Origin of the sequence: aff. Roholtiella sp. LEGE 12411 (assembly GCF_015206995.1) — a bacterium.
In the GTDB taxonomy this organism is placed as follows: domain Bacteria; phylum Cyanobacteriota; class Cyanobacteriia; order Cyanobacteriales; family Nostocaceae; genus Komarekiella.
Window position 1 is genome coordinate 1 of the sequence record NZ_JADEXR010000120.1, and the last position, 18255, is coordinate 18255.

The 18255-nt window shown below is 43.3% G+C and carries 29 protein-coding genes; 12 read left to right on the forward strand and 17 right to left on the reverse strand.

Going from position 1 to position 18255, the window contains the following annotated elements:
• Nucleotides 1-168: 168 nt before the first annotated feature.
• The 6 genes from IQ246_RS21635 to IQ246_RS21660 all read right to left on the reverse strand — a co-directional run bounded on the left by IQ246_RS21635 (nt 169) and on the right by IQ246_RS21660 (nt 4793).
• Nucleotides 169-360 (reverse strand): hypothetical protein, encoded by a 192-nt coding sequence (locus IQ246_RS21635; RefSeq protein WP_194005395.1) that lies wholly within the window; start codon nt 358-360, stop codon nt 169-171.
• Nucleotides 361-613: 253 nt separating this feature from the next.
• Complete coding sequence (locus IQ246_RS21640; protein WP_194005396.1) at nt 614-1342, reverse strand: hypothetical protein; 729 nt, start codon at nt 1340-1342, stop codon at nt 614-616.
• A gap of 72 nt (nt 1343-1414) precedes the next feature.
• Nucleotides 1415-1867, reverse strand: a complete 453-nt coding sequence (locus IQ246_RS21645) for a hypothetical protein (RefSeq protein ID WP_194005397.1) — start codon at nt 1865-1867, stop codon at nt 1415-1417.
• 45 nt (nt 1868-1912) lie between these two features.
• Nucleotides 1913-2170 (reverse strand): hypothetical protein, encoded by a 258-nt coding sequence (locus tag IQ246_RS21650; RefSeq protein ID WP_194005398.1) that lies wholly within the window; start codon nt 2168-2170, stop codon nt 1913-1915.
• Entirely contained in the window at nt 2167-3102 is a 936-nt protein-coding gene (locus IQ246_RS21655; RefSeq protein ID WP_194005399.1) for a DNA cytosine methyltransferase, read from the reverse strand. The genes IQ246_RS21650 and IQ246_RS21655 overlap by 4 nt, the downstream gene beginning before the upstream one ends.
• Complete coding sequence (locus tag IQ246_RS21660) at nt 3096-4793, reverse strand: hypothetical protein (RefSeq protein WP_194005400.1); 1698 nt, start codon at nt 4791-4793, stop codon at nt 3096-3098. The genes IQ246_RS21655 and IQ246_RS21660 overlap by 7 nt, the downstream gene beginning before the upstream one ends.
• A gap of 745 nt (nt 4794-5538) precedes the next feature.
• Here IQ246_RS21660 and IQ246_RS21665 point away from each other — a divergent pair.
• Complete coding sequence (locus tag IQ246_RS21665; RefSeq protein WP_194005401.1) at nt 5539-5985, forward strand: hypothetical protein; 447 nt, start codon at nt 5539-5541, stop codon at nt 5983-5985.
• A gap of 228 nt (nt 5986-6213) precedes the next feature.
• Entirely contained in the window at nt 6214-6573 is a 360-nt protein-coding gene (locus tag IQ246_RS21670) for a helix-turn-helix domain-containing protein (protein WP_194005402.1), read from the forward strand.
• Between the two features lie 36 nt (nt 6574-6609).
• On the opposite strand, the gene IQ246_RS21675 is transcribed toward IQ246_RS21670, so the two are convergent.
• From IQ246_RS21675 to IQ246_RS21695, 5 genes are read right to left on the reverse strand one after another with little or no spacing between them, the layout of a single operon-like run.
• Nucleotides 6610-6900, reverse strand: a complete 291-nt coding sequence (locus IQ246_RS21675) for a hypothetical protein (protein WP_194005403.1) — start codon at nt 6898-6900, stop codon at nt 6610-6612.
• Nucleotides 6864-7145: a hypothetical protein gene (locus IQ246_RS21680; RefSeq protein ID WP_194005423.1), complete on the reverse strand. Its 282-nt coding sequence runs from the start codon at nt 7143-7145 to the stop codon at nt 6864-6866. The genes IQ246_RS21675 and IQ246_RS21680 overlap by 37 nt, the downstream gene beginning before the upstream one ends.
• A gap of 24 nt (nt 7146-7169) precedes the next feature.
• A complete protein-coding gene (locus IQ246_RS21685) occupies nt 7170-7325 on the reverse strand; it encodes a hypothetical protein (protein WP_194005404.1) in 156 nt (51 codons plus the stop codon).
• Nucleotides 7318-7656, reverse strand: coding sequence for a hypothetical protein (locus IQ246_RS21690; RefSeq protein WP_194005405.1), 339 nt, complete (start codon nt 7654-7656; stop codon nt 7318-7320). The genes IQ246_RS21685 and IQ246_RS21690 overlap by 8 nt, the downstream gene beginning before the upstream one ends.
• Nucleotides 7653-8174 carry a transposase gene (locus IQ246_RS21695; protein ID WP_194005406.1) on the reverse strand — a complete coding sequence of 174 codons (522 nt, stop codon included), beginning with the start codon at nt 8172-8174 and terminating at the stop codon, nt 7653-7655. The genes IQ246_RS21690 and IQ246_RS21695 overlap by 4 nt, the downstream gene beginning before the upstream one ends.
• Nucleotides 8175-8369: 195 nt before the next feature.
• Here IQ246_RS21695 and IQ246_RS21700 point away from each other — a divergent pair, with 195 nt between their 5' ends.
• The 10 genes from IQ246_RS21700 (at nt 8370) to IQ246_RS21745 (ending at nt 13946) form a co-directional block, all read left to right on the forward strand.
• Nucleotides 8370-8633 (forward strand): hypothetical protein, encoded by a 264-nt coding sequence (locus IQ246_RS21700; RefSeq protein ID WP_194005407.1) that lies wholly within the window; start codon nt 8370-8372, stop codon nt 8631-8633.
• Nucleotides 8634-8756: 123 nt separating this feature from the next.
• Entirely contained in the window at nt 8757-9110 is a 354-nt protein-coding gene (locus IQ246_RS21705; RefSeq protein WP_194005408.1) for a hypothetical protein, read from the forward strand.
• Between the two features lie 84 nt (nt 9111-9194).
• A complete protein-coding gene (locus IQ246_RS21710; RefSeq protein ID WP_194005409.1) occupies nt 9195-9662 on the forward strand; it encodes a hypothetical protein in 468 nt (155 codons plus the stop codon).
• A complete protein-coding gene (locus IQ246_RS21715) occupies nt 9649-10059 on the forward strand; it encodes a hypothetical protein (RefSeq protein ID WP_194005410.1) in 411 nt (136 codons plus the stop codon). The genes IQ246_RS21710 and IQ246_RS21715 overlap by 14 nt, the downstream gene beginning before the upstream one ends.
• Complete coding sequence (locus tag IQ246_RS21720; RefSeq protein ID WP_194005411.1) at nt 10050-11393, forward strand: hypothetical protein; 1344 nt, start codon at nt 10050-10052, stop codon at nt 11391-11393. Before IQ246_RS21715 ends, IQ246_RS21720 begins: the two co-directional genes overlap by 10 nt.
• A gap of 3 nt (nt 11394-11396) precedes the next feature.
• Nucleotides 11397-11720: a hypothetical protein gene (locus tag IQ246_RS21725; protein WP_194005412.1), complete on the forward strand. Its 324-nt coding sequence runs from the start codon at nt 11397-11399 to the stop codon at nt 11718-11720.
• A complete protein-coding gene (locus IQ246_RS21730) occupies nt 11707-12150 on the forward strand; it encodes a metal-binding protein (protein WP_194005413.1) in 444 nt (147 codons plus the stop codon). The genes IQ246_RS21725 and IQ246_RS21730 overlap by 14 nt, the downstream gene beginning before the upstream one ends.
• Nucleotides 12147-12620, forward strand: coding sequence for a hypothetical protein (locus tag IQ246_RS21735; protein WP_194005414.1), 474 nt, complete (start codon nt 12147-12149; stop codon nt 12618-12620). The genes IQ246_RS21730 and IQ246_RS21735 overlap by 4 nt, the downstream gene beginning before the upstream one ends.
• Entirely contained in the window at nt 12595-13251 is a 657-nt protein-coding gene (locus IQ246_RS21740) for a M23 family metallopeptidase (RefSeq protein WP_194005415.1), read from the forward strand. Before IQ246_RS21735 ends, IQ246_RS21740 begins: the two co-directional genes overlap by 26 nt.
• Nucleotides 13252-13253: 2 nt before the next feature.
• Nucleotides 13254-13946: a hypothetical protein gene (locus IQ246_RS21745; protein ID WP_194005416.1), complete on the forward strand. Its 693-nt coding sequence runs from the start codon at nt 13254-13256 to the stop codon at nt 13944-13946.
• On the opposite strand, the gene IQ246_RS21750 is transcribed toward IQ246_RS21745, so the two are convergent.
• From IQ246_RS21750 to IQ246_RS21775, 6 genes are all read right to left on the reverse strand, one after another.
• Complete coding sequence (locus IQ246_RS21750; protein WP_194005417.1) at nt 13930-14115, reverse strand: hypothetical protein; 186 nt, start codon at nt 14113-14115, stop codon at nt 13930-13932. The two genes, IQ246_RS21745 and IQ246_RS21750, sit on opposite strands and share 17 nt — an antisense overlap.
• A 65-nt stretch (nt 14116-14180) precedes the next feature.
• Nucleotides 14181-14501 (reverse strand): hypothetical protein, encoded by a 321-nt coding sequence (locus tag IQ246_RS21755; protein WP_194005418.1) that lies wholly within the window; start codon nt 14499-14501, stop codon nt 14181-14183.
• Nucleotides 14502-14573: 72 nt separating this feature from the next.
• On the reverse strand, nt 14574-14756 hold the full coding sequence (locus IQ246_RS21760; protein WP_194005419.1) for a hypothetical protein: 183 nt from the start codon (nt 14754-14756) through the stop codon (nt 14574-14576).
• Nucleotides 14757-14827: 71 nt separating this feature from the next.
• A complete protein-coding gene (locus tag IQ246_RS21765; RefSeq protein WP_194005420.1) occupies nt 14828-15025 on the reverse strand; it encodes a hypothetical protein in 198 nt (65 codons plus the stop codon).
• Nucleotides 15026-15120: 95 nt separating this feature from the next.
• Nucleotides 15121-17430: a hypothetical protein gene (locus IQ246_RS21770; RefSeq protein WP_194005421.1), complete on the reverse strand. Its 2310-nt coding sequence runs from the start codon at nt 17428-17430 to the stop codon at nt 15121-15123.
• Nucleotides 17405-18255 (reverse strand): RNA-guided endonuclease TnpB family protein (locus IQ246_RS21775; RefSeq protein WP_194005422.1); only part of this gene is annotated, 851 nt, incomplete at its 5' end. The genes IQ246_RS21775 and IQ246_RS21770, both read right to left, overlap by 26 nt.

Below are 18255 nucleotides of genomic sequence, written 5' to 3' on the forward strand. Positions count from 1 at the left end.
CTATTGAAAACGCAAAAGAAGAAATAAGAGGGCAGATAAATGCATTTGTAATTAAGAGCGAGCGCTCTAACCCAGTATCAGCAGATTGGATAATTGTTGGGTTTTCCGATCCGGGATACTGGATTACTTTGTCACCCATAGACAAACAGCGAGCGCTTAGAGAGTGCGTTAAGCGGATTTTGATAGAGGGGGAGACTGTGGTGCGGGTTGAATTTCTTTAGCTTCTGCGGCTTCTGTTGAAAACTTCAACGCGGAGGTTTCCTTTGCGCCGACTTCGCACTCATCTCCGACTTTTCGCTGTTTGCGTTCATAATATTTACGCAAAGTTCTAACAAAAAAATCGTATCGTGACTCTTGCATACTTGTTGCCTAGCTACAAAATTAAGTTATTTGATGAAAGGAAAAATTTCTGTCTAAAACAAACGTTTTGAAGGTAGCAATTGATTGCTAAAACCTTGCCTTTGATGTCCTTGTATCCAGGTTGACATTAACCAATACTACATTGAGCAAAAATGATGTTCAATGCAGTTAGAATTTTGGGATACCTTTGATACCTCTGGTAGATTCATAAAGCGATCGCTCTAACTCTTCTTTTGCTTGAGCCTTGACTTCCTCATGAAGCGTTTGACTCCTCATAATCAACTCCTACCAATTGGCATAAAAAAATAAGTGCGTCAGACATTTTAAAAACTTTCTTTTCAAACCATCTTTTCTCTAAACAATCTCTAATCCATCCTTCAGGATTTTTAGCCTTTGTGTGACCACCACGCTTAAAGAACAACTTGATAGCTGCTTCTACGTCCTTGGTATCTTCCCAAGTCAATATTGTGGCCGCATCCTCAGAGCTAAAATGAATACCCGCTTCTTCACACTTCGCTACGTTTTCCTCAAGGTTTTTAACTGCCTCCTCGCCAATCTTGCTTATAAGAAAAAGATCTGTTGCTGCTGCTATATCCCCCTGCTTGACAGAGCAAGGGTTTGAGGCTTGTAAATCTACATTCGTTGCAGATAAATTGCAATCTCTGCACCGCAATTTAGGGGGCAACAACTCCCGTATTAGCTTGACAGTAGCTCGTCTAACAAATGTAGTTAAGTTGTCCCATCGTAAAATATTGGCCTTCATGAGGCGATCAGCAGAAGCTTTGACTGTGCGATTGTCTAACGGCTTCCCGGTCTTTTTAGCAATGTAGCGGTTAAAGTCTTTCAGGTCTACAACTTCAGTCTTGCCCTCTAGCCCTTGGTGTACGAGCCATTCCCATAGCGCCCAAGCATTTTTGGTAAGCTTTTCGGAAATAGCTAGGTCTGTGTGTTTTTTTGTCCAAGTTGATGTGTAGTGTGTCATGATGGTTTTCTAATTACTTATTTATTTGATCTTGTTTTTCGCCGTGTTTGTTTGTAGCGAACACGGCATCACTTATGGTTGGGAGTCAAACAAAGATGTTTGTGCTCGTTTCCCACCGATATAGTCTTCAACCTCAGCAATCAAATTCTCTATCTTCTTCAGAAATTCGCCTGTAGGATAAAACGGACTGATGTTGGCTGTTACCTTATAATCACCATCATCCTGAGCAATAATATTTACCAACATCCCCTCATCACCTTTTTGAAAGCCGATCACCGTTATTACCCCTGCTTCCCAATTCAGCCCAGCGATCGCACTAACATTTTCCATCAGCCCATCAAAAGCTTTAATTAATTCGTTCCTAGGTCGCTCTTTGCAAACAAATTGGACAACCTTTCTCTCGGTGGTTTCTGGTGGAAGCTCAAAGGTAATTTGAACTTCTTCCCAATCACCTTTGATTTTGAACTTTGTAATTGCTATGTCGCCTTTAGGTTTTCTAGGGATATCGACTTTTAGTAATTGCATGACTCTTCCAAATAACTAACTACGCCACCTTTGCCTGGACGAATTTCAAATACGGCGTCCACGCACTGCCTTTTGGTTTGCGGTACTCCCGACGCGTCCAGATACGCCACACGCCCCATGATTTGATGTATGTGAAATATGTGCATTCAACTTCCTCCAGGCATTCCCCCGCTCCTTTGAACCTGTCCAATCAAGAGGGAGAAGAAATAGAATGCGGGATTCTGGATTATCGGGATTGAGTAGACAGAGCGATCGCTCTACAAATTCCACGCACTTGCTAAATGGTGGGTTACTAATGATCAAGTCGTAGCCTTAATATGTTCAATCAGTCGTTGAAACATCACCCATGACGCTCCATTCCCCACGACCTCCATCGCCAGCGGTTTAGATTCAGGCAGCCAAATACCGTCTGCTGTCTCCTTGTCCCCAAATAATCGCAAGCAAGCCCGTGGTGACAAAGCGTAAGCTTTATCTCCTATACAAACATCTGCTTGATGCCAATGATTACTACAATTGCGCCCTAGAGCCTTGATTGTGAAACTCGGCTCACTTGGACGGTAAGGGCGATCGCTTTGCTTCCTAGCTCCTGCTCGTCTTAGCAGCCGCGCTTCCCATAAGTGAGTAGGGTGTTTCTCCAGTAAGGCTATCTGAGGCTTGGTTAACTGAGTTTCTTCCAAGATGGGAATCATGTCAGCAAGTACCTCATGCCACCCTCGTCGAATATTTAGCGGGACTGGATCAAGAAAGCTTCCACCGCGTACCCCTAGCCCATAAAGGCGCTTGCGTGATTGAGCGACACCTTCTTTGTCGGCGTTTAGGTTGTAGTACCGGAAGTAGTAGCCGCACCTCAAGAGCGTGGATTTAATGCGCTCAAAAGATTGAAAATTGCGGTACTGCCAGACATTTTCAAGTAAGAATAACTTAGGTAGTTTTCGCTCGATGATGTGGGCGATCGCTGCTGCAACACTGTAATCCTCCGGTGTTTCGCCACGGTTCTTTCCCTGAGCAACAGAAGCCTGTTTGCAGCTGGGTGTGGCAACAATACAATCTACATCATCTAATTCATCGGGCATTACCTGCTGGGCCCGTTTCAAGATGAGTTGGGAGTTGGGGTGATTTTGGATGTAGCAATGAGCGATCGCTTCATCACATTCAATTGCCCAAATGGGTTTTGCCCACTTGTGCAAGTGCATCCCCATGCCAGAACAGATGGAGCCTACTTTTAAATTCAACATGGCTTCAACTTTTCAAGACAACGTAGTTCGCCAACCTCGTATCTATGCTGAAATAAGGGTTTTTCGCACCCATCCCAATGCACGAGCGCCATATCGTTCTCGAAGCCCGTAACTGTACCCTTAACTTGGAACAGCGTATTGTAAGGATCAGCGTGGGATACCCTAGAACCTGCTTGAAAGTTTCCAGTGGAAGGTAAGTGTTCGGTAATTTTCCTTTCTCCCCTTTGCTCTCCTATCTCCAAAGCAGTTTCTCTTAAATTCTTGATTAGTGCTTGCTCGTCCTTCGTGAGCGATCGCCAGTACTTCTTTTTAACCGCCTCGTACTCTTTAGCGACTGCCCAGAAATCATTCCAGGCGCAATCTGATGCCAAAACTGTTCTAATATCAGTGATCGCTTTCATCAACATTTGCTCCTCTTCAATACGGAGAGCGATCGCTTCAAATGTTGGATTAACGCCTAGCAAAATTGCCGCTGATGATAATGCCTGAATGTTGTTTGTCGATGTAGCTAAAACTCCTAATGCCATCCCCATTAACCGCAGGCACTCATGCGCGTTTTCAGGAGGAGATTTAGCCAAATGATGAAGGTCATAGGGAGCGAATAAGGGAGCGGGGACACCAGAGCACAGAAGTAGAGGAGCATCTTGTATGAGTTCTCGCCCCTCCGCCATTAATAAGGACTTCTTGACCTCTTGATTCAAGACTTTCTCGGCTTGCTTAGTAAAGGTGTTACTCCACTCCTGCCCTGGTCGGTTTAAGAGTGCTTTTTCTAGTTCCTGAACGCGCTGCTGTAATTGCTGATTCTCAATCTCAAGTGATCTCAAATTCTCCATCTCATCTAACTTCTGCTGCAAGTGAATATTTTGCTGCTTGAGTTGAGAAGCGATGCGTGAGTGCATTTCCAATTGCTCAGCTACTTTTCTGGTCGCAGCGGATTCTGCACCAGTTTGAATCCTGATTCTAATCTCCTGTTCTAGCCTCTCTAACTCCTGTTTATGTGAAGATTGGAGTTGAGCGATCGCTTCTTGATACTGAGGTGGATAAGTGCGCTCTTTAGGTGCGGTAATTGCCACCAGATCATTATTACTAATTAGCTCCCTTCCTCCATCATCGAAACTCACAATCTGCTGCCAGTTGTTTGGAGCACCCGCCGCAATCATACCCTCTTGATCAAACCTAGGGTGCGATTGCGAGGAAACTTTGACTTTTATTCCCTCTGGGAACAATTGTTCCTTTACAGATTTGTTCTTTTGTGATATGTGTTTGGGTAAAATTTTCTGGGCTGCTTTGGCAAAATCCGCAGAGGTGGGAGATGAGGAAGACTGGCGGGCGATCGCTACTGCTTGCTGTAATTTATCAGGGAATTTGATTAATCGTCCCAGGGGACGAGCATGAGATTCACGGGCGATCGCTCCATCAAGTTCGGTATCTTTGAGTGCATCTGCTACTTGTTTTGCAATTAGCAGCTGTTTGACTCTGCGATAGCCACCCCATTTACACAATCCAGATTCACAGTAGTCCTCAAATTTTGTAAATCCACCATGGGCGTAATCGCCACTATCTCGCATTTCTTTTAATTCAGCAGCCACATGCCATGTATAGCTATCAATCGCCTCAAGCTTTTCTTGAATAGATGCATTTCTTTGTTCGTATCGATTTGTAGAGATTGGAGGTAGTTCTGTAGCTAGCATCTAGAACTCCTCCTGTTGATTGTTGGTGTCTAACATTGGTAAAATCTGATCTCGATTAGATTATGTTTTTATTTGGCTACAGCACTTGTCTAAAAAGCTGTAGCTTTTCTCTTGCAAGGTTGACCAGGTGCTCCAATTGTCCCCTCTATTAATCAAGTTATTAGCCCGTTAATGTTAATGCAAGACTGTTTTATTAAGAACACAGTAAAACTTCCCTTTTGTAACTAAAAGAACCAAGTAAATATGGGACAACTTGCAATTCATTGAATTGCAAGCTTTTTGAGTAGTTTTTTGAAAAAAGGATGTTATAAAAAAAACTTGAATATTAAATAGTTTGGTGCTATTTAGGTTAGTAATAAATTCAGTATGAAAATTTGATTTTTTAGGGCTTTCTTGTGTCATGATAACTGTGAATATATTATCAATGTTCTTGCACTACTTCTCCGCCAAGATTCGTAGTGCTAATTTTTTGAAATAGACGCGCTGCGGTACTACCCGTGGCGCGTTTTGATTTAAAAGTTGACTCTCCACGCAGTGGCTCAACTTTTCAGGACAGCGAAAAGTTCTGTAGACGAGTTCCCCCCCACCTAGAAAACTTTTCAAGACACCGCAAAAAATTGTGACCTAATATGCAGTAATTGCATTTGGGATACTCTTTGCAGCGAGGCTTTCTAAATATCATAGGATGATTTTTGCATGTTGTATTAATCACAATAGTGATATTGCCACTAATTTCAATTTAACCATGTCGGATCTAGAATTTGAAGAAGCAACACTAAATAACGCTTATGACACAAGAACCCTTAAGACAAAAGGCTCGCGGCAAAAAAAGGATGTACAACGAAATCAAAGACGAGAATGTAGTGATAACGCTGACCAAGACAGGAAAAAGGATGTTAGACGAGCTAGCATTTCTAATGAACTTGTCAAGGAGCGAGTTCATGGAGAAGATTGGTCGCAGAGAGATTCCCCTGGCTCCTTTAGCCAAGGAAACGATGCTACTGGGAAAATAGTTGACCGGATGATTGCTGACTGCTACGAGCAGGTTGGGGAAAACAATCACCAAATCACTCGACTCCAGGAAGACATACACCGACTAGAGCAGAAAAACAAAAAGCTGCTTGTCGATGCTCAAGAGTTAGAAAGCATTCATTCCGGTTTGATGCAGCAAGATGATGATGATAAAGAGTAGCGCTCACTTGAAGTTGAGCGCTTTTGTTTTGAGAAGCGTTAGCTCTGCTGCGTTTGCCGAACGGATATAAGTATCCGCCTCATACACGGATAGCGTAGATATCCGTGTATGAGGATAAATATACTTTTATCTAAATGAGCGTTTTTGACTACTAGTTAAGTCGGCAGCAACCACTTAGTTAGTAGTCAAAAATAATACTTTTAAGTTTGCGTAAACCTCCCTTTTAAGATGCATGATGGAATGTGGCTAATTCTTGAATTGCTGGCAATGGATGACGAGGCAAGGCGGCGATTGATAAACTTGATAGTAAAAGTGAAAGGCGATCGCTCACAAAGACAATTTGCATTAGATTTGGATGTGAGCCTGGGTGCTGTTCAAAATTGGCTACAAGGTCGTGTCCCCTCATCGGAAAATTTAGAGAAGATTGCTACAGCAGCCGGAATGACAATTGAGGAATTGTTTCACGAAATTCGGGGAGAAGAAACAGGCTACACGCCGCATGTAGCTGAAGATGTGCTTCAGATTGCCTTGCAACTAGATAACGAGCAGCGGCGGCGGCTGATTAAATTGCTGATTGATCATATTTAGTTTTCGAGGTTCGGGTTACGCACTAGATGTGCTTGCTTAACAATCTTTATACGGGTCGTAGTTATCAAAAATCTCAAGCATTCTGGGGTTTTCTTTCGCCCACTCGTTCCACTGCTGCCGGAAGTCTAACAAATCAGTACAAAAGAGTTCGTAAGCTCTGCCGATGCTAATCATTGAGCAAGAATACGCTACGAATACGAGCAACCGCAGTTCATCAACTGGTACTTGTTGATTTTGATTCATCCGCTCTCTTTGTTCTTGAATGGCTTTGATTAAGCCTCTAGCTTCGCTCAAGTCACTCGCTGATTCCTCCACTCGTGCGTCCACATAAACGGTATGCCAACAGTTATCGCACAACCTTCATCTTCAGGGCGTTCCTGCTTCGGGTTGCCGCAGGCATCGCTTGTCAGTTTTGCAACGTGCATGGTTTGACAAAAAGCAATGAAGGCACGGGTTAAAGCTGCTGCTTGTTCTTGAAGTTGAGTTGGGAGTCCGTCGCCGCCTAAAAAATTTTCTCTAAGATTAGCGATCGCACCTTGATCATTTGCAAGCGGAGCTGCTAAAGTATTCATAAGAAATTGGGCCGAGATGATTGCTCATCTGGCTGATATGGTTAAACAAAACTCGGCATCTTTCCACGGACGGCCGGGTTTTGTTGTTTGAAAATATTTTACCAGAACTTTGAAAAAATTGCGTAGTTTACCGCCGTAGGCATCGTCGTCAGGCGTGCCGTAGGTATCGTGCCTATCCAAAGACTTCTGCAATATCAGCGCCTAGCTCTAGTGCAGTGCGTTCCTTAGCCAATTCGCCCACTTTCAGAATACTTTCATTGAGAATGGTGAAAGTATTGCCAGTAGAGATCGCCTGTGGACTGAACGCACCACCAAGGAAACTAAGGGCTTTGCAGTATTGGTCGAGCGGGTTGAACGCAGCTAATTTCTTAACGTGCGGATAATTCCCGTTTCGGAATTCAGCTAATGCCTCACGGTGCAGTGTTGTTTGTGGTGGCATACGGTCAATAATGAGGTCTACAGCTTTTTGAATTTGCTCTTTAGTGAGTTCTTGCGTTTGTATCGTTGTCATCGTTGTTTTCCTTTTAGCCAATCGTTTGAAGTCTCTGCGTCCATCTGAGGGGCGTACAACGGCTCCCAATTGCGCTGCAAATGCTCGTGGATGATCTTAGAAAGATACTGAGCAATTCTTGAACCATCGAAATAGATAGCTGTTCGCAACAATATGTAGTTTTGCTTGGTTAGGTATATATAGTTGATGACCTGTCTGTCCATTCCTCCAGGTAAAACAATATGACCTAGCGGATTCGGTGGAACATCACTATCTACTAATGAGCTTTTATAATCAGGCAAACTTTCAAATCCCTGGTTAATTACCACTTCTACCCATTCATCAATATTGATTTCTCGCTTGCGTAGATCTAATCTTGCTAAGCCTGCGTAATACAAGCGATTGCGTCCTAGCCATCCTCGCACGTATTGCATAATCAATATCTGCCTCGAATCACCTGACGCTTCGCTAAAAGCATCAAGCTTTAGAGAGTTCTCTGGTGTGATGTAGTAGTACGAGAGATTAAACTGATAAGCCATTAGCTCGTTGATATTTAGTAAATCAAGTTTACCTTAAGTTAGAATCAGTTTACTTCACTATGCTACGATAGTCCACAAAAGTTAAAGCGATCGCTTTAAGCGATCGTAATTTTTATTCTTAGTCGCCCCGGTGGTTACGACACCGGGACTTCCCCCCTGTAACGCTATTAAGACCACAGAGGAGCAATTAACATCATGCCAAGAAAACTCACTCAAATCGACACATTTGCACAAAAACTCATAGAAGAACTTCCACCCAGCCAGCGCCCATACCCTGGAGAGCAAACTTATGTGGCAACCAGTGCCAGACTCATCCATCAGGCACTACAAAAATACTGTCAAGAAACGGGGACAAACCCGCCACAGGTAGACACCATAAGAAACTGGTTTTATTACCCTACTCCGCGATGGGCGATCGCTGTTTTGCACCATGCAATCAAGTTGCATGTCGTTGCATGAAACCATAAAGCTGCACGAAATTTAACAATTCTATTGCCCGCCGCGTGCGGGTTTTTTAATATTTATTAGTCGATGAGTCGAAACATCGACGCCGCAAAAGTAAAGCGCAGGGAATAGAGTTCGATGGCTCGACTAAAAACCTTAAAAACCCACCATTGGGAGTGGGAGGGAAAGCAGTACTGGGACACTTACGGAGTGCGGCAATTGTTGCACATTAAAACAAAGGACACAATAAATAGGCATCGCAAATGTCTGAAGTTAGATGAGATTCATAGGTTTGACGAAGACCAGGTTTGGCTTCTTTATCTATTAAATCTGTGGATTAGCTTGGGCATTGGATGCGGAAAAAATCCTCGCAATTACAGCCGCGATCGCTTTACTAAATTGCAAAGGACAGGAATGCTAGAGCGCAAATTACAAGCGCTGATTGATTTGGAAGCGGAAAAAAACAGATTCAGAGAGCTAATCAATGCTTGAAACTAAAGATATCGAGGAGAAGTTAGGTAGACTTTTCTCCATATTAACTTCAGAATACGGCAATCAAAATTCAACAGGTACAAAGTGAAAATACATGAATTAGAAGAGGAAATTGGACAAGAATGGTTGGTTGATATTTTGGATGCATTGAATTTGCAAGCCAAAGAGGAGTACGATATCGAATCACCCGAATTAGTGCAGATTCGCCAAGTTGCTGGGGTAATGAAAGATTTTAATGTATCTGCTCATGATGCAATTGCACGATTAAATCAGCCCGCACCCAAAGCCCGAAAGCAAAAAGGTGAAGTTGTGCCAGTTGACAAACAAGCTTTGGAACTCAAAACCAAACTCGATGGAGCGGCTAAACAAGCTGCCTTAGCCAGAACTAAAGCGAATCTTGAAACAGGCGCAAAGCAGCGAAAAAAAGATCATCAGCAAGAACAAATTGGTTACATTCATGCGCTTGTGCAAGAAGTACAAGGAAGTACTGCTGCCCATCAGCAAGTTCTTAACTATCTGCAAAACTCAGATTGGCTGCTTGGAATCGTTTAGTACCGGAAGGTTGGCAGAATTAGAAAATACTTTGGAGATGGGTGCGGTGAAATCTAAGCGGGGAGAGGGAATATTCTTTCGCCTACTGCAAGGGTTATCTGCCACTGAAAAAATAGAGGGCTGGCGATTAGCGATAATGCTTGTTAAACCTTCGGAAACGAGGACGCCAGCAGAGAAATGGGAACTCAATACCCGCTACTCAATACTGGGTTCAGGTATTCCTATTGAAGATTTGTCTCCCCGCCCAGCTATGCTTCAGCAGTTACTCAGGGGCATTGAAAAAAAGCGATTGGCGCTGAGAGCGGCATCTCCAGAGGAACAGGCTAGGTTTGAGCGGCAGCAGAAAATTTGTGAGTCAGAACCTCAAAGAGGCGAGAGTTTGGAGCCATGTCGTTAGATTTCGGTAAGCTACTCGCATCAGGATGTTTGGCAATAACTGCCGGTGCGATCGCTCATAGTAGTCATCAGCCGATTCCCAATGTTGTCAACAATGCTGGTGATGTGGAAATCAGCTACGAACAACCTTACGCCGGAATTGGGAAACTGAGTTCTCTTGCTTGTGTGGCTGGTAGTGGATATTTTTTGAGCGCAGCGCTGAGGGGCGAAAAATTAGGCGATACTTCGATTTTTCAACAGACTCCACAGAATCAGTCAGTAGCAGCGAATAGGAGCCAGTCGCAACAGGTTGTCACAACTCAAGCAATACCTCTTGTTTTTCAAAAAACAGCCACCGAACCTGCCACTCAAAAAACTGTGGCATGGACTGAAGATAAACCCACAAAAGCACCAGAAATCACTGAGCCTGCCAAGCCGCTAAATATTTTTGATCGGGTACTCGATTTCAGAAATCGAATGCTCCTAATTCCAGCCGCGACAGGAGCCGGGAAAACCACTCTCTTACTGCTATTAATTAAGTTCTTTCACCAAAAGACTGGTGGCAACATTGAGATTTATGGCTCCTCCTGCAAACTATCTCCGTGGATGGGGCTAGAAGAAGAGACTGCTAAAGACGGGCACGATAGAATTTTGTACATCAGCCCGGCACAGCCAAAAACCATACTGCACCTGGTGGAGCGGTTTAAATGGCTAAGAGACATATTGATTGCCCGTCAAGGGCAAAGAAAACAGCTTGAAGCTGCGAACAAACCTTATCAACCGCATCGAGTAATTATTGTTTGTGAGGAGTGGAATTCTACGCTGGCAGTTGCCGAAGAATATGACCGGATTTGTAAAAATGAAGGATTGAAATCTGATATTTTTGGTGAACTTACAGGACTATTTAACTACTTTTTGAATTCAGGCAGAGAGGATGAATTTGCGCTTTGGGTCTTTGCTCAAGACCATCAAGTTCAGAATATTCATGTGAACACTGGGTTTCGGAAAAACCTTGGCAACCTTGTACTATTTACTCTCGGTTCGATGGAAACCTTAGAAGATGCTCTTTTAGGAAGATCGCCCTTAATTGTTGCGAGCAAAGCCAAGCAATTAATGGAGCTTTGCGAAGGGATTGCCAAAAAAAATCCCAATACCTTTTATGTCTATAGCAACTTGTTTGGGCATGAGATTTTACCAGTTCCTTTCGACGACCAAATCAAGCGCCATCGGATGTTTGGCAGCGGAAAGTTTGTGGGGACGGAAACCGTCCCCAAAACTTTTCAAGACAAAAGTAACGTGGTTGAGATGAAAAAACGAGATGTCGATGATTTAGAAAAAGATTTTTGGGAGGCGTAACAAGTGGCAGAAAATAAAGGATTTGACGTATTCGCACCTATCAAAAATCCAATTCAGAATTCTGCGATCGCAGTTTGGTGGATCGTGATTGGTGGGCCCGCTATATTGGCGTTACTATTTGGCGTTTACAACAGAGGCGATATTTTTGGTGTGATTGGCATTAGTGCTAGGCGTGGTGTTGGTGCTGTCTTAGAAGAATCAAAACCTGTGGGACAAACTCTATGCGAGCAACGCTACGGCGCAAGCAGCTGCATTCAAGATAGTTTTAAGCTGCCGCCTCCACAAACATCTAATGTAAACCAAGGGGCAAGCCGTGGCGGACGGTAGAAGTCATGATGCAATCACTGTCTGGTCTACAGGATTGGTGATGCTTGTTGCTTTGGCTCTAACTCATGATAATGCGATCGCGCTTTGTACATCTGTCGGAAATTTGATCGGCGGGCTTTATCTGAGTCCCGATTTAGATATCCCCTCTCGCCCCTGGTACAGATGGTGGATTTTCCGATTCATTTGGATTCCGTACCAAAAAAGCATCCCGCACCGCCATTATTTATCACACAGCCCAGTAATTGGAACTATTGGAAGGCTTTTGTATATGGGAATTCCTTTAAGCTTGCTGCTAGGCGCAATAGGAATGCTTAATGAAGCTGCAATCTTGGCTTTCTCCCATTGGCAGATAATTTTAGCTGCGGTTGTTGGCATTGAGATTAGCTGTATTTTGCATTTAGCCGCCGACGGAATTTTATTCAGGAGATGAACAAGAGTACTATACCAGGACTCCATTGGTATCACGTTTTCTGGTTGTCAGTAGCTATTTATCTACTATTTGCAACAGCCGCAGCAGATGGCAGGTTCAAATTAAATCATTTTCTAGCGGCTGATATTTGGGCCGCTATGTCCGGCGGGTTCCCAAAATTACTAAGCTTCCAATCCCAAAAAGCCGAAGAACTAGATAAGTGGTCGCAGCAGCGCTGGAGTATGCACCTACCTAATAGTGTTGACTGTGCAGCGATACCCAAAGAGCTGCGCTTCGTTACTAAGCAGCAAGTCACTTATCTAAACCTACTATTGCCAAAAACCAGAGATGATGTAGTCGAAACTCTGGGAGAACCTTATTGCCAACTGACATCGGGAGGCGAACGCTGGGCAATGCGACAAGGATTTGTAGATGTGGAATATAACCCCGTGAGGCTGAGACTGAATGCAGATAAGCGCGAGGAGAATTAACTACAGTGACTTGAGTGCCAAAACCAAGTGGGACTTGCTAACTTTCTCTTCAATGGCGATCGCTTTTGTGATTTACATTACTCCCTTAAGTAGCCTCGCCCAAAGATTTTGGCAGCAGCTTGCGCTTAACTCTGGCATCAGATTTGTTCCTGGAGCCGTTCAAATAGATGAGCCGACATCTGCCGCTCCATTACCGAAAAGCTTAAAATCCTCTCCCCAAAAAGGCGACATCATTGCAGGATACCAAGTCACATCGCCTTGGGGTTCGAGAAACACGGGAATCCCTGGAGCCAGCACCTTCCACGAAGGCGTTGATTTGGGAATGCCCATAGGCACACAGTTGCATGTCATTGGGCAACCAGGAGAAAAAGTTCAAGTAAGGTGCTGGCAGGATAGCGGACGAGGTGGGTTAGTTGCCTCCTTCAGAACAGGTTGGGGCACAGAGTTCGACTATTTGCACCTATCAAAATGCCAACCCGGCGAACATGAATCGGGCAGGATAATTGCCCTTTCTGGCAATAGCGGGGTCAGCAGCGGGCCCCACGCCCACATTACCCAGCGTAAAGGAAGGAGCAAGGTTCCACCTCAATCAGGTTATTTGTGGTGGGCTGTTACAGGGAGCAAGCCATAGGTATGCAAGTTAATATCAATTTTTTATGCGGCGGAATGGTATCTATTGTAATTATTAGCAGCTTCGGCAATGAAATTGTTAATAGCACCACATCGAAAGCTAGAGTTAGTGATTCAAAACTCGAAGAACTTTTCGCCTCTTCTAATTCACTTGGTGCTAAAGCCATTTGTGCGGCTGAAGGTAATTGTGAAAATGGCATGAAAACATGGCGATATGTCGGGCACAATGACCCCGCCAACGGCAAACTCAACCGAGGTTGGTGTAGTGATCAAGGTAGAGCCAAGGGTAATTTAGATAGTGCAGATCAAGGATGTTTAGAGTACGTGAATGAGCGTGTACCCAAGCTAATAGAAGCATTTCAATCAAAGGGTATTGAAGTAGAACCAGAAACTTTTATCAATGCCATTGACCTGTGGAACCAAGCCTCCCCGCGTGTTTCTGATAGCTATCCTGGAAAATATGCTGAGGCGCTAAAAAAAGGAATGGAGCCAAAAGAAGCTATTGATTATGCCAGAGTTGAAGCATTCCGCCTCAATGGCAAATTAGATGCTGGTGGGCTATTTCGTATCTGTCGCCGCGAAGGTAGATATCTACAATATCCTTTGATGTCAGAAGCGTGGCGACGTAAGTGTATTGGGGAAGATCAAAAACGTCGAGCAATAGCGATCGCATCTGTCGTTAAGGCTGGACAATGAATGATATAGCAATACCATCGCCACCTTTGCCAGCTTCAACTTGAATTTGTGCTTGGTCGATAAATTGCATATTTTTAGAGTCCTGAGTAGGGCATTGGGCATTGGGCATTGGGCATTGGGCATTGGGCATTGGGCATTGGGCATTGGTAACTTCTTCCCCATGCCCCATGCTCAAAATTAACTGCGATCGCTACAGCTATAAATTGAGCATTCGCCCCTACAAAAATTCTTCATTCAAGAGTAACTTGGTTCGTCTCTACCAATACCTAATTCTCTTAGCTTGGCTTTGAGACTTGCCCAATCTTGACCACAATAGTGATATTTTTTGTCTCGAACATTAGCCAAGTAATAGCCAGGTTTACCACCGTTGATGCGAAACAGTTCAACAACAATTTTCTTTTTAGTTGTACCAAACATAAATTCTATATCACCCTCGCTTGGTAGATTCAGTGGGTTATAAAAGGTTTTACTTTTAAGAAAATGCCAGTAAGATTTTTCTGGAGTAATTTTACGTTCGATAATTCGGTATTCGATAGGATGAATTATGTTATCCATAAACTTCAACTAGGCTAAACTTTAATTAAAGAAGCCCCCAAGGGCCAGTTGGGGGCTATTAAGGGCTACGGATTAGCTTTCGCCTTCCTCGTCGTCGATATCCAGGTCATCTATTATGTCCTGTCTATCGATCTGCTCTTTCTCTTTGGTTATGGGGTCAGTATCAACCCAAACACCATCCTCGAATTGAAAGATTCGGAAGGCGGGCATTTCGCCCTCACCTTCTCCGTTGCCCTTGTAACTCGGATCTGTCAATTTACCTCCTTTATGAGGGTGTAACTTTTATTGCCTCACACTTATAATTATCACTTGTTTAGGTAAATACGTCAACCACTTTTGGGTGAAGTTTTAGTAGAAATTAAAATGAGTTCACCCGATGCGATCGCATCTAGAAGCTGACCTGTAGAGCCTTCGTTATCGTATGTATAACCTAATTTTTGAGCTATTTCTTTTAGTTTGTCTGCCGTTCCAGGGTCTACCCTGGCATGAATATTAGTGCGGTCAAGCTTCTTTCTGCCAGCCATAAATCATCAATTAGTGGTTTACGAATATTCTAGCAGCATTTTTTTATGCTTCACCACCTCAGCCCGACGCAAGCCAGCACCGCGAAGCATGGCGATTAGTGCAGCGTCTCTAAAACCTGCCGGGGTGCGATCGCTGGAACAATTAAGCCTGGCGGCAACGCTTCATCAAAATGTACTGCTTTAGTGTACCAAAAATTCTCTACAAATACGGTAGTAGCGTTGTCTTTCCAAGTACCATTAAGAATGCCTTGGGTGTAAAAATCACCTAACCCAAATGTGCCTGCATTCCATTGGATGGTTAACCCTTGGATTAATGCATCTACTGATATATGCGTTAATTTGGAATTACTGTTATTTAATGTCCAATTGGAGCCGTCCCAACCGTAGTTTTCCCACGCATAGATATTATCAGTAAATAATTGACGCAAGGCATTGCTCAAACAAACTATGCCGCCTTGCAGATGCAGAACAGTCGCGGTATTTCCCAGTGAAGTATAAGCATTTTGAAAAATATTGAAAGCATTGATAATTGCTGTATTGCTAATTAGAAAATCATTGTAAAAAGCTATTTTGTATAAATTGACGCTACCCCAGACGCTATGAGTCAAAACTTGACTTGGAGGAGAAGCTATGCCTGCCGTAGTGGTATTGCCAAAAGTCAGTTTCAATGAAGCGATCGCCCAAAAGCTATTGATATCGCTAACATCTAAACTAGCTGCCCACTGCTTAACGTTACTGTTGTCGTAGCCAGTGATTGTAGTAGCGCTACTGGCATCGTACCAAACTACTCGACGGCTTGAGCCTGGAGTATTGGGACTATCAATAACAATTGCTAATTGGTCATTAATATTACTAGGATCAGCCTTAAGAAAAAGCGCTCGACTCCAAAAGCTATTAGTCAGCCCTGCGTAGATAAATGTAAGATTTGTTGCCCAATTCGTTGAATTTCTTAGGAAGCCTTCAAAAATGGCAAAAGCTACGTTGTTGCGTCCTACATCGACACCATAACAAGGTGTGGGAACTTGTTGAGTAACTGTGTTATTTACAATATCAATTACCCATAGCCCAGTAACACGGCAAGCGCAGTAAATCAGTTTGTTGGCGATATCCACCGCACATTGTCGCAGGGTGCTCAGGCTGAGTGCTGGGGTGGTGGTAGAATCCCAATTGGTGTAGCTACCATCCATCAAATCCAGTAGCGTGATGCCCGTCTGATCGTATTGCACAACTTGGGTGTTAGAATAGCGCAATAAATCATTATCTTCAATCCGCCAGCCATGCATAAGGGCTGCTGCTGGTGCATTGGGGTTCCGAAAAGGGCAAATAATGGTGCGATCGCTGTAAGTATTACCATTGAAGCCCAAATGCAGCCGCTTAGAAAAATTGTAAGTTGCTACCCCCATGCCGCCCCCAAGGGTGATCATGTAACGGTAAATCTCTGGCCATCTACCTGCCCACGCTCCGCCAATTGATGGGTAAGCAGTACCTATAGCGGCATTACTTGTATCAAAGAAAGGTAGCGGTGCGCCTGCTCGATGCGACCAAATTTTTTGAAATGGTGGCTGAAATACTAGTTTTGCAGGATCAATATTAACAGTTTGAGCGGCGTATCTCGATATCCGGTACGCCGATGAAGTATTTTCGGTAAAACCAGCAACAAATTTGGCGCTAGGAGCAAGAGAATTAGAGCTTCCCGTTAATAAAGAATTAAAAATTACGCCGATAAATTCATCAGTATCGCCTGCAACGCCAGATTGCTGAATTTTAAAAGTTGTCGATTGTTTGTACTTATAGTGTGAATCGATTATTGACGCTGCTGTCCAATTCCTACCTCCCGGTAATCTCCCGTCAATTATTCCGTTGTCTTGTTGAATATCTATATAAGGAAAAGAATCAGCAGGTGTATTGCAATAAGACGCGCCTAATGAACTATGTCGGCAATTTTTGTTGCCAAAAATTGCCCCGCCAAAATCTCTAATAAATCTTGATGATAATCGCTGCCCATTTGTGTTTGTTACTTCAATTCGATAATAAATCGTTAACACTTCAAATGAATTCTGGGTGCAGGGAACAGACAAAAGAGTTGCTGCATAATAATTCGGTGATTTAAATAATCCTACTGTGTAAAAAACACGTGGTGAAATTGGTGCGCTAATTTGATTTTGAATTTCTCCAAAATTAGGAATAATTGACTCGTACCAAATTGGCGAATTAACACCAGAGGGAACAGTTCCAATTGCTAAAACCCCAAGTATCACTGGATTAGAGCTAGATGGCGGTGTTTGTGATGAGCTAATAATAATTGAAGTTGGCGAATCAAATAAAGGGGCGGGAGAACTTCCCAGTAAAGACAAATAAGTTTTTTGAACCTCACACGACTCAAAGTCGCGTGATTCCTGCTTCAACGATCTTTGCCTGAATTGCTCCAGGACTTACAAGTTCTCCACAGGCGTTTAGAGCCTCCGGGATACCCACGGCGGCTATTAATCTCAATCCCTCACCCAATATATTCAAGGCTGCATTATTGTCTCTCAAGTTGTAACTACTACAACTAGGGCAAGACCATTCACGCAACTTTAAATCCTTGACTAGTGGATTAATAAAACCACAATGATTACAAGTTTGAGATGAGGGATAAAAAGTACCAACTTTCTGCACAATTCTGTCATGCCACAAAGCTTTATATTCGAGCATTGTAATGAACTTAGTCCAACTAGCGTCTGAAATACTCAACGCTAGTTTGTGATTTTTCACCATGTTAGCAACTCGTAAATCTTCGATGCAGATAATGCTGTTTTCTTTGATTAACCGAGTTGACAGTTTATGCAGAAAGTCATCTCTCAAATTCGTAATCCGTTCGTAGGTATGAGCCAGCTTGATTTTCGCTTTGGCTCGATTACTGCTACCTTTTACAGTGCGAGATAGTTTTTTGTGTGCTTTACGTAATTTCCTTTTTTGAGTCCGGTAATATTTGGGATTATCTACAACTTCACCATTGCTTGTAACAAGATAAGATTTTATTCCCAAATCTAAGCCAATATTTTGAGCAATTTGAGGGTGTTTCTCTATCTCTGTTTCACACAAAATACTAGCAATATATTTACCTGATGAAGTGCGAGTTACGGTAACGTTTATAATCGTTCCACTAATATCCTGAGATTTATGAAACCTTACCCATCCACACTTTGGAAGCTTTAAACGATTTTTTATTACTTGAATATTGCCGTTAG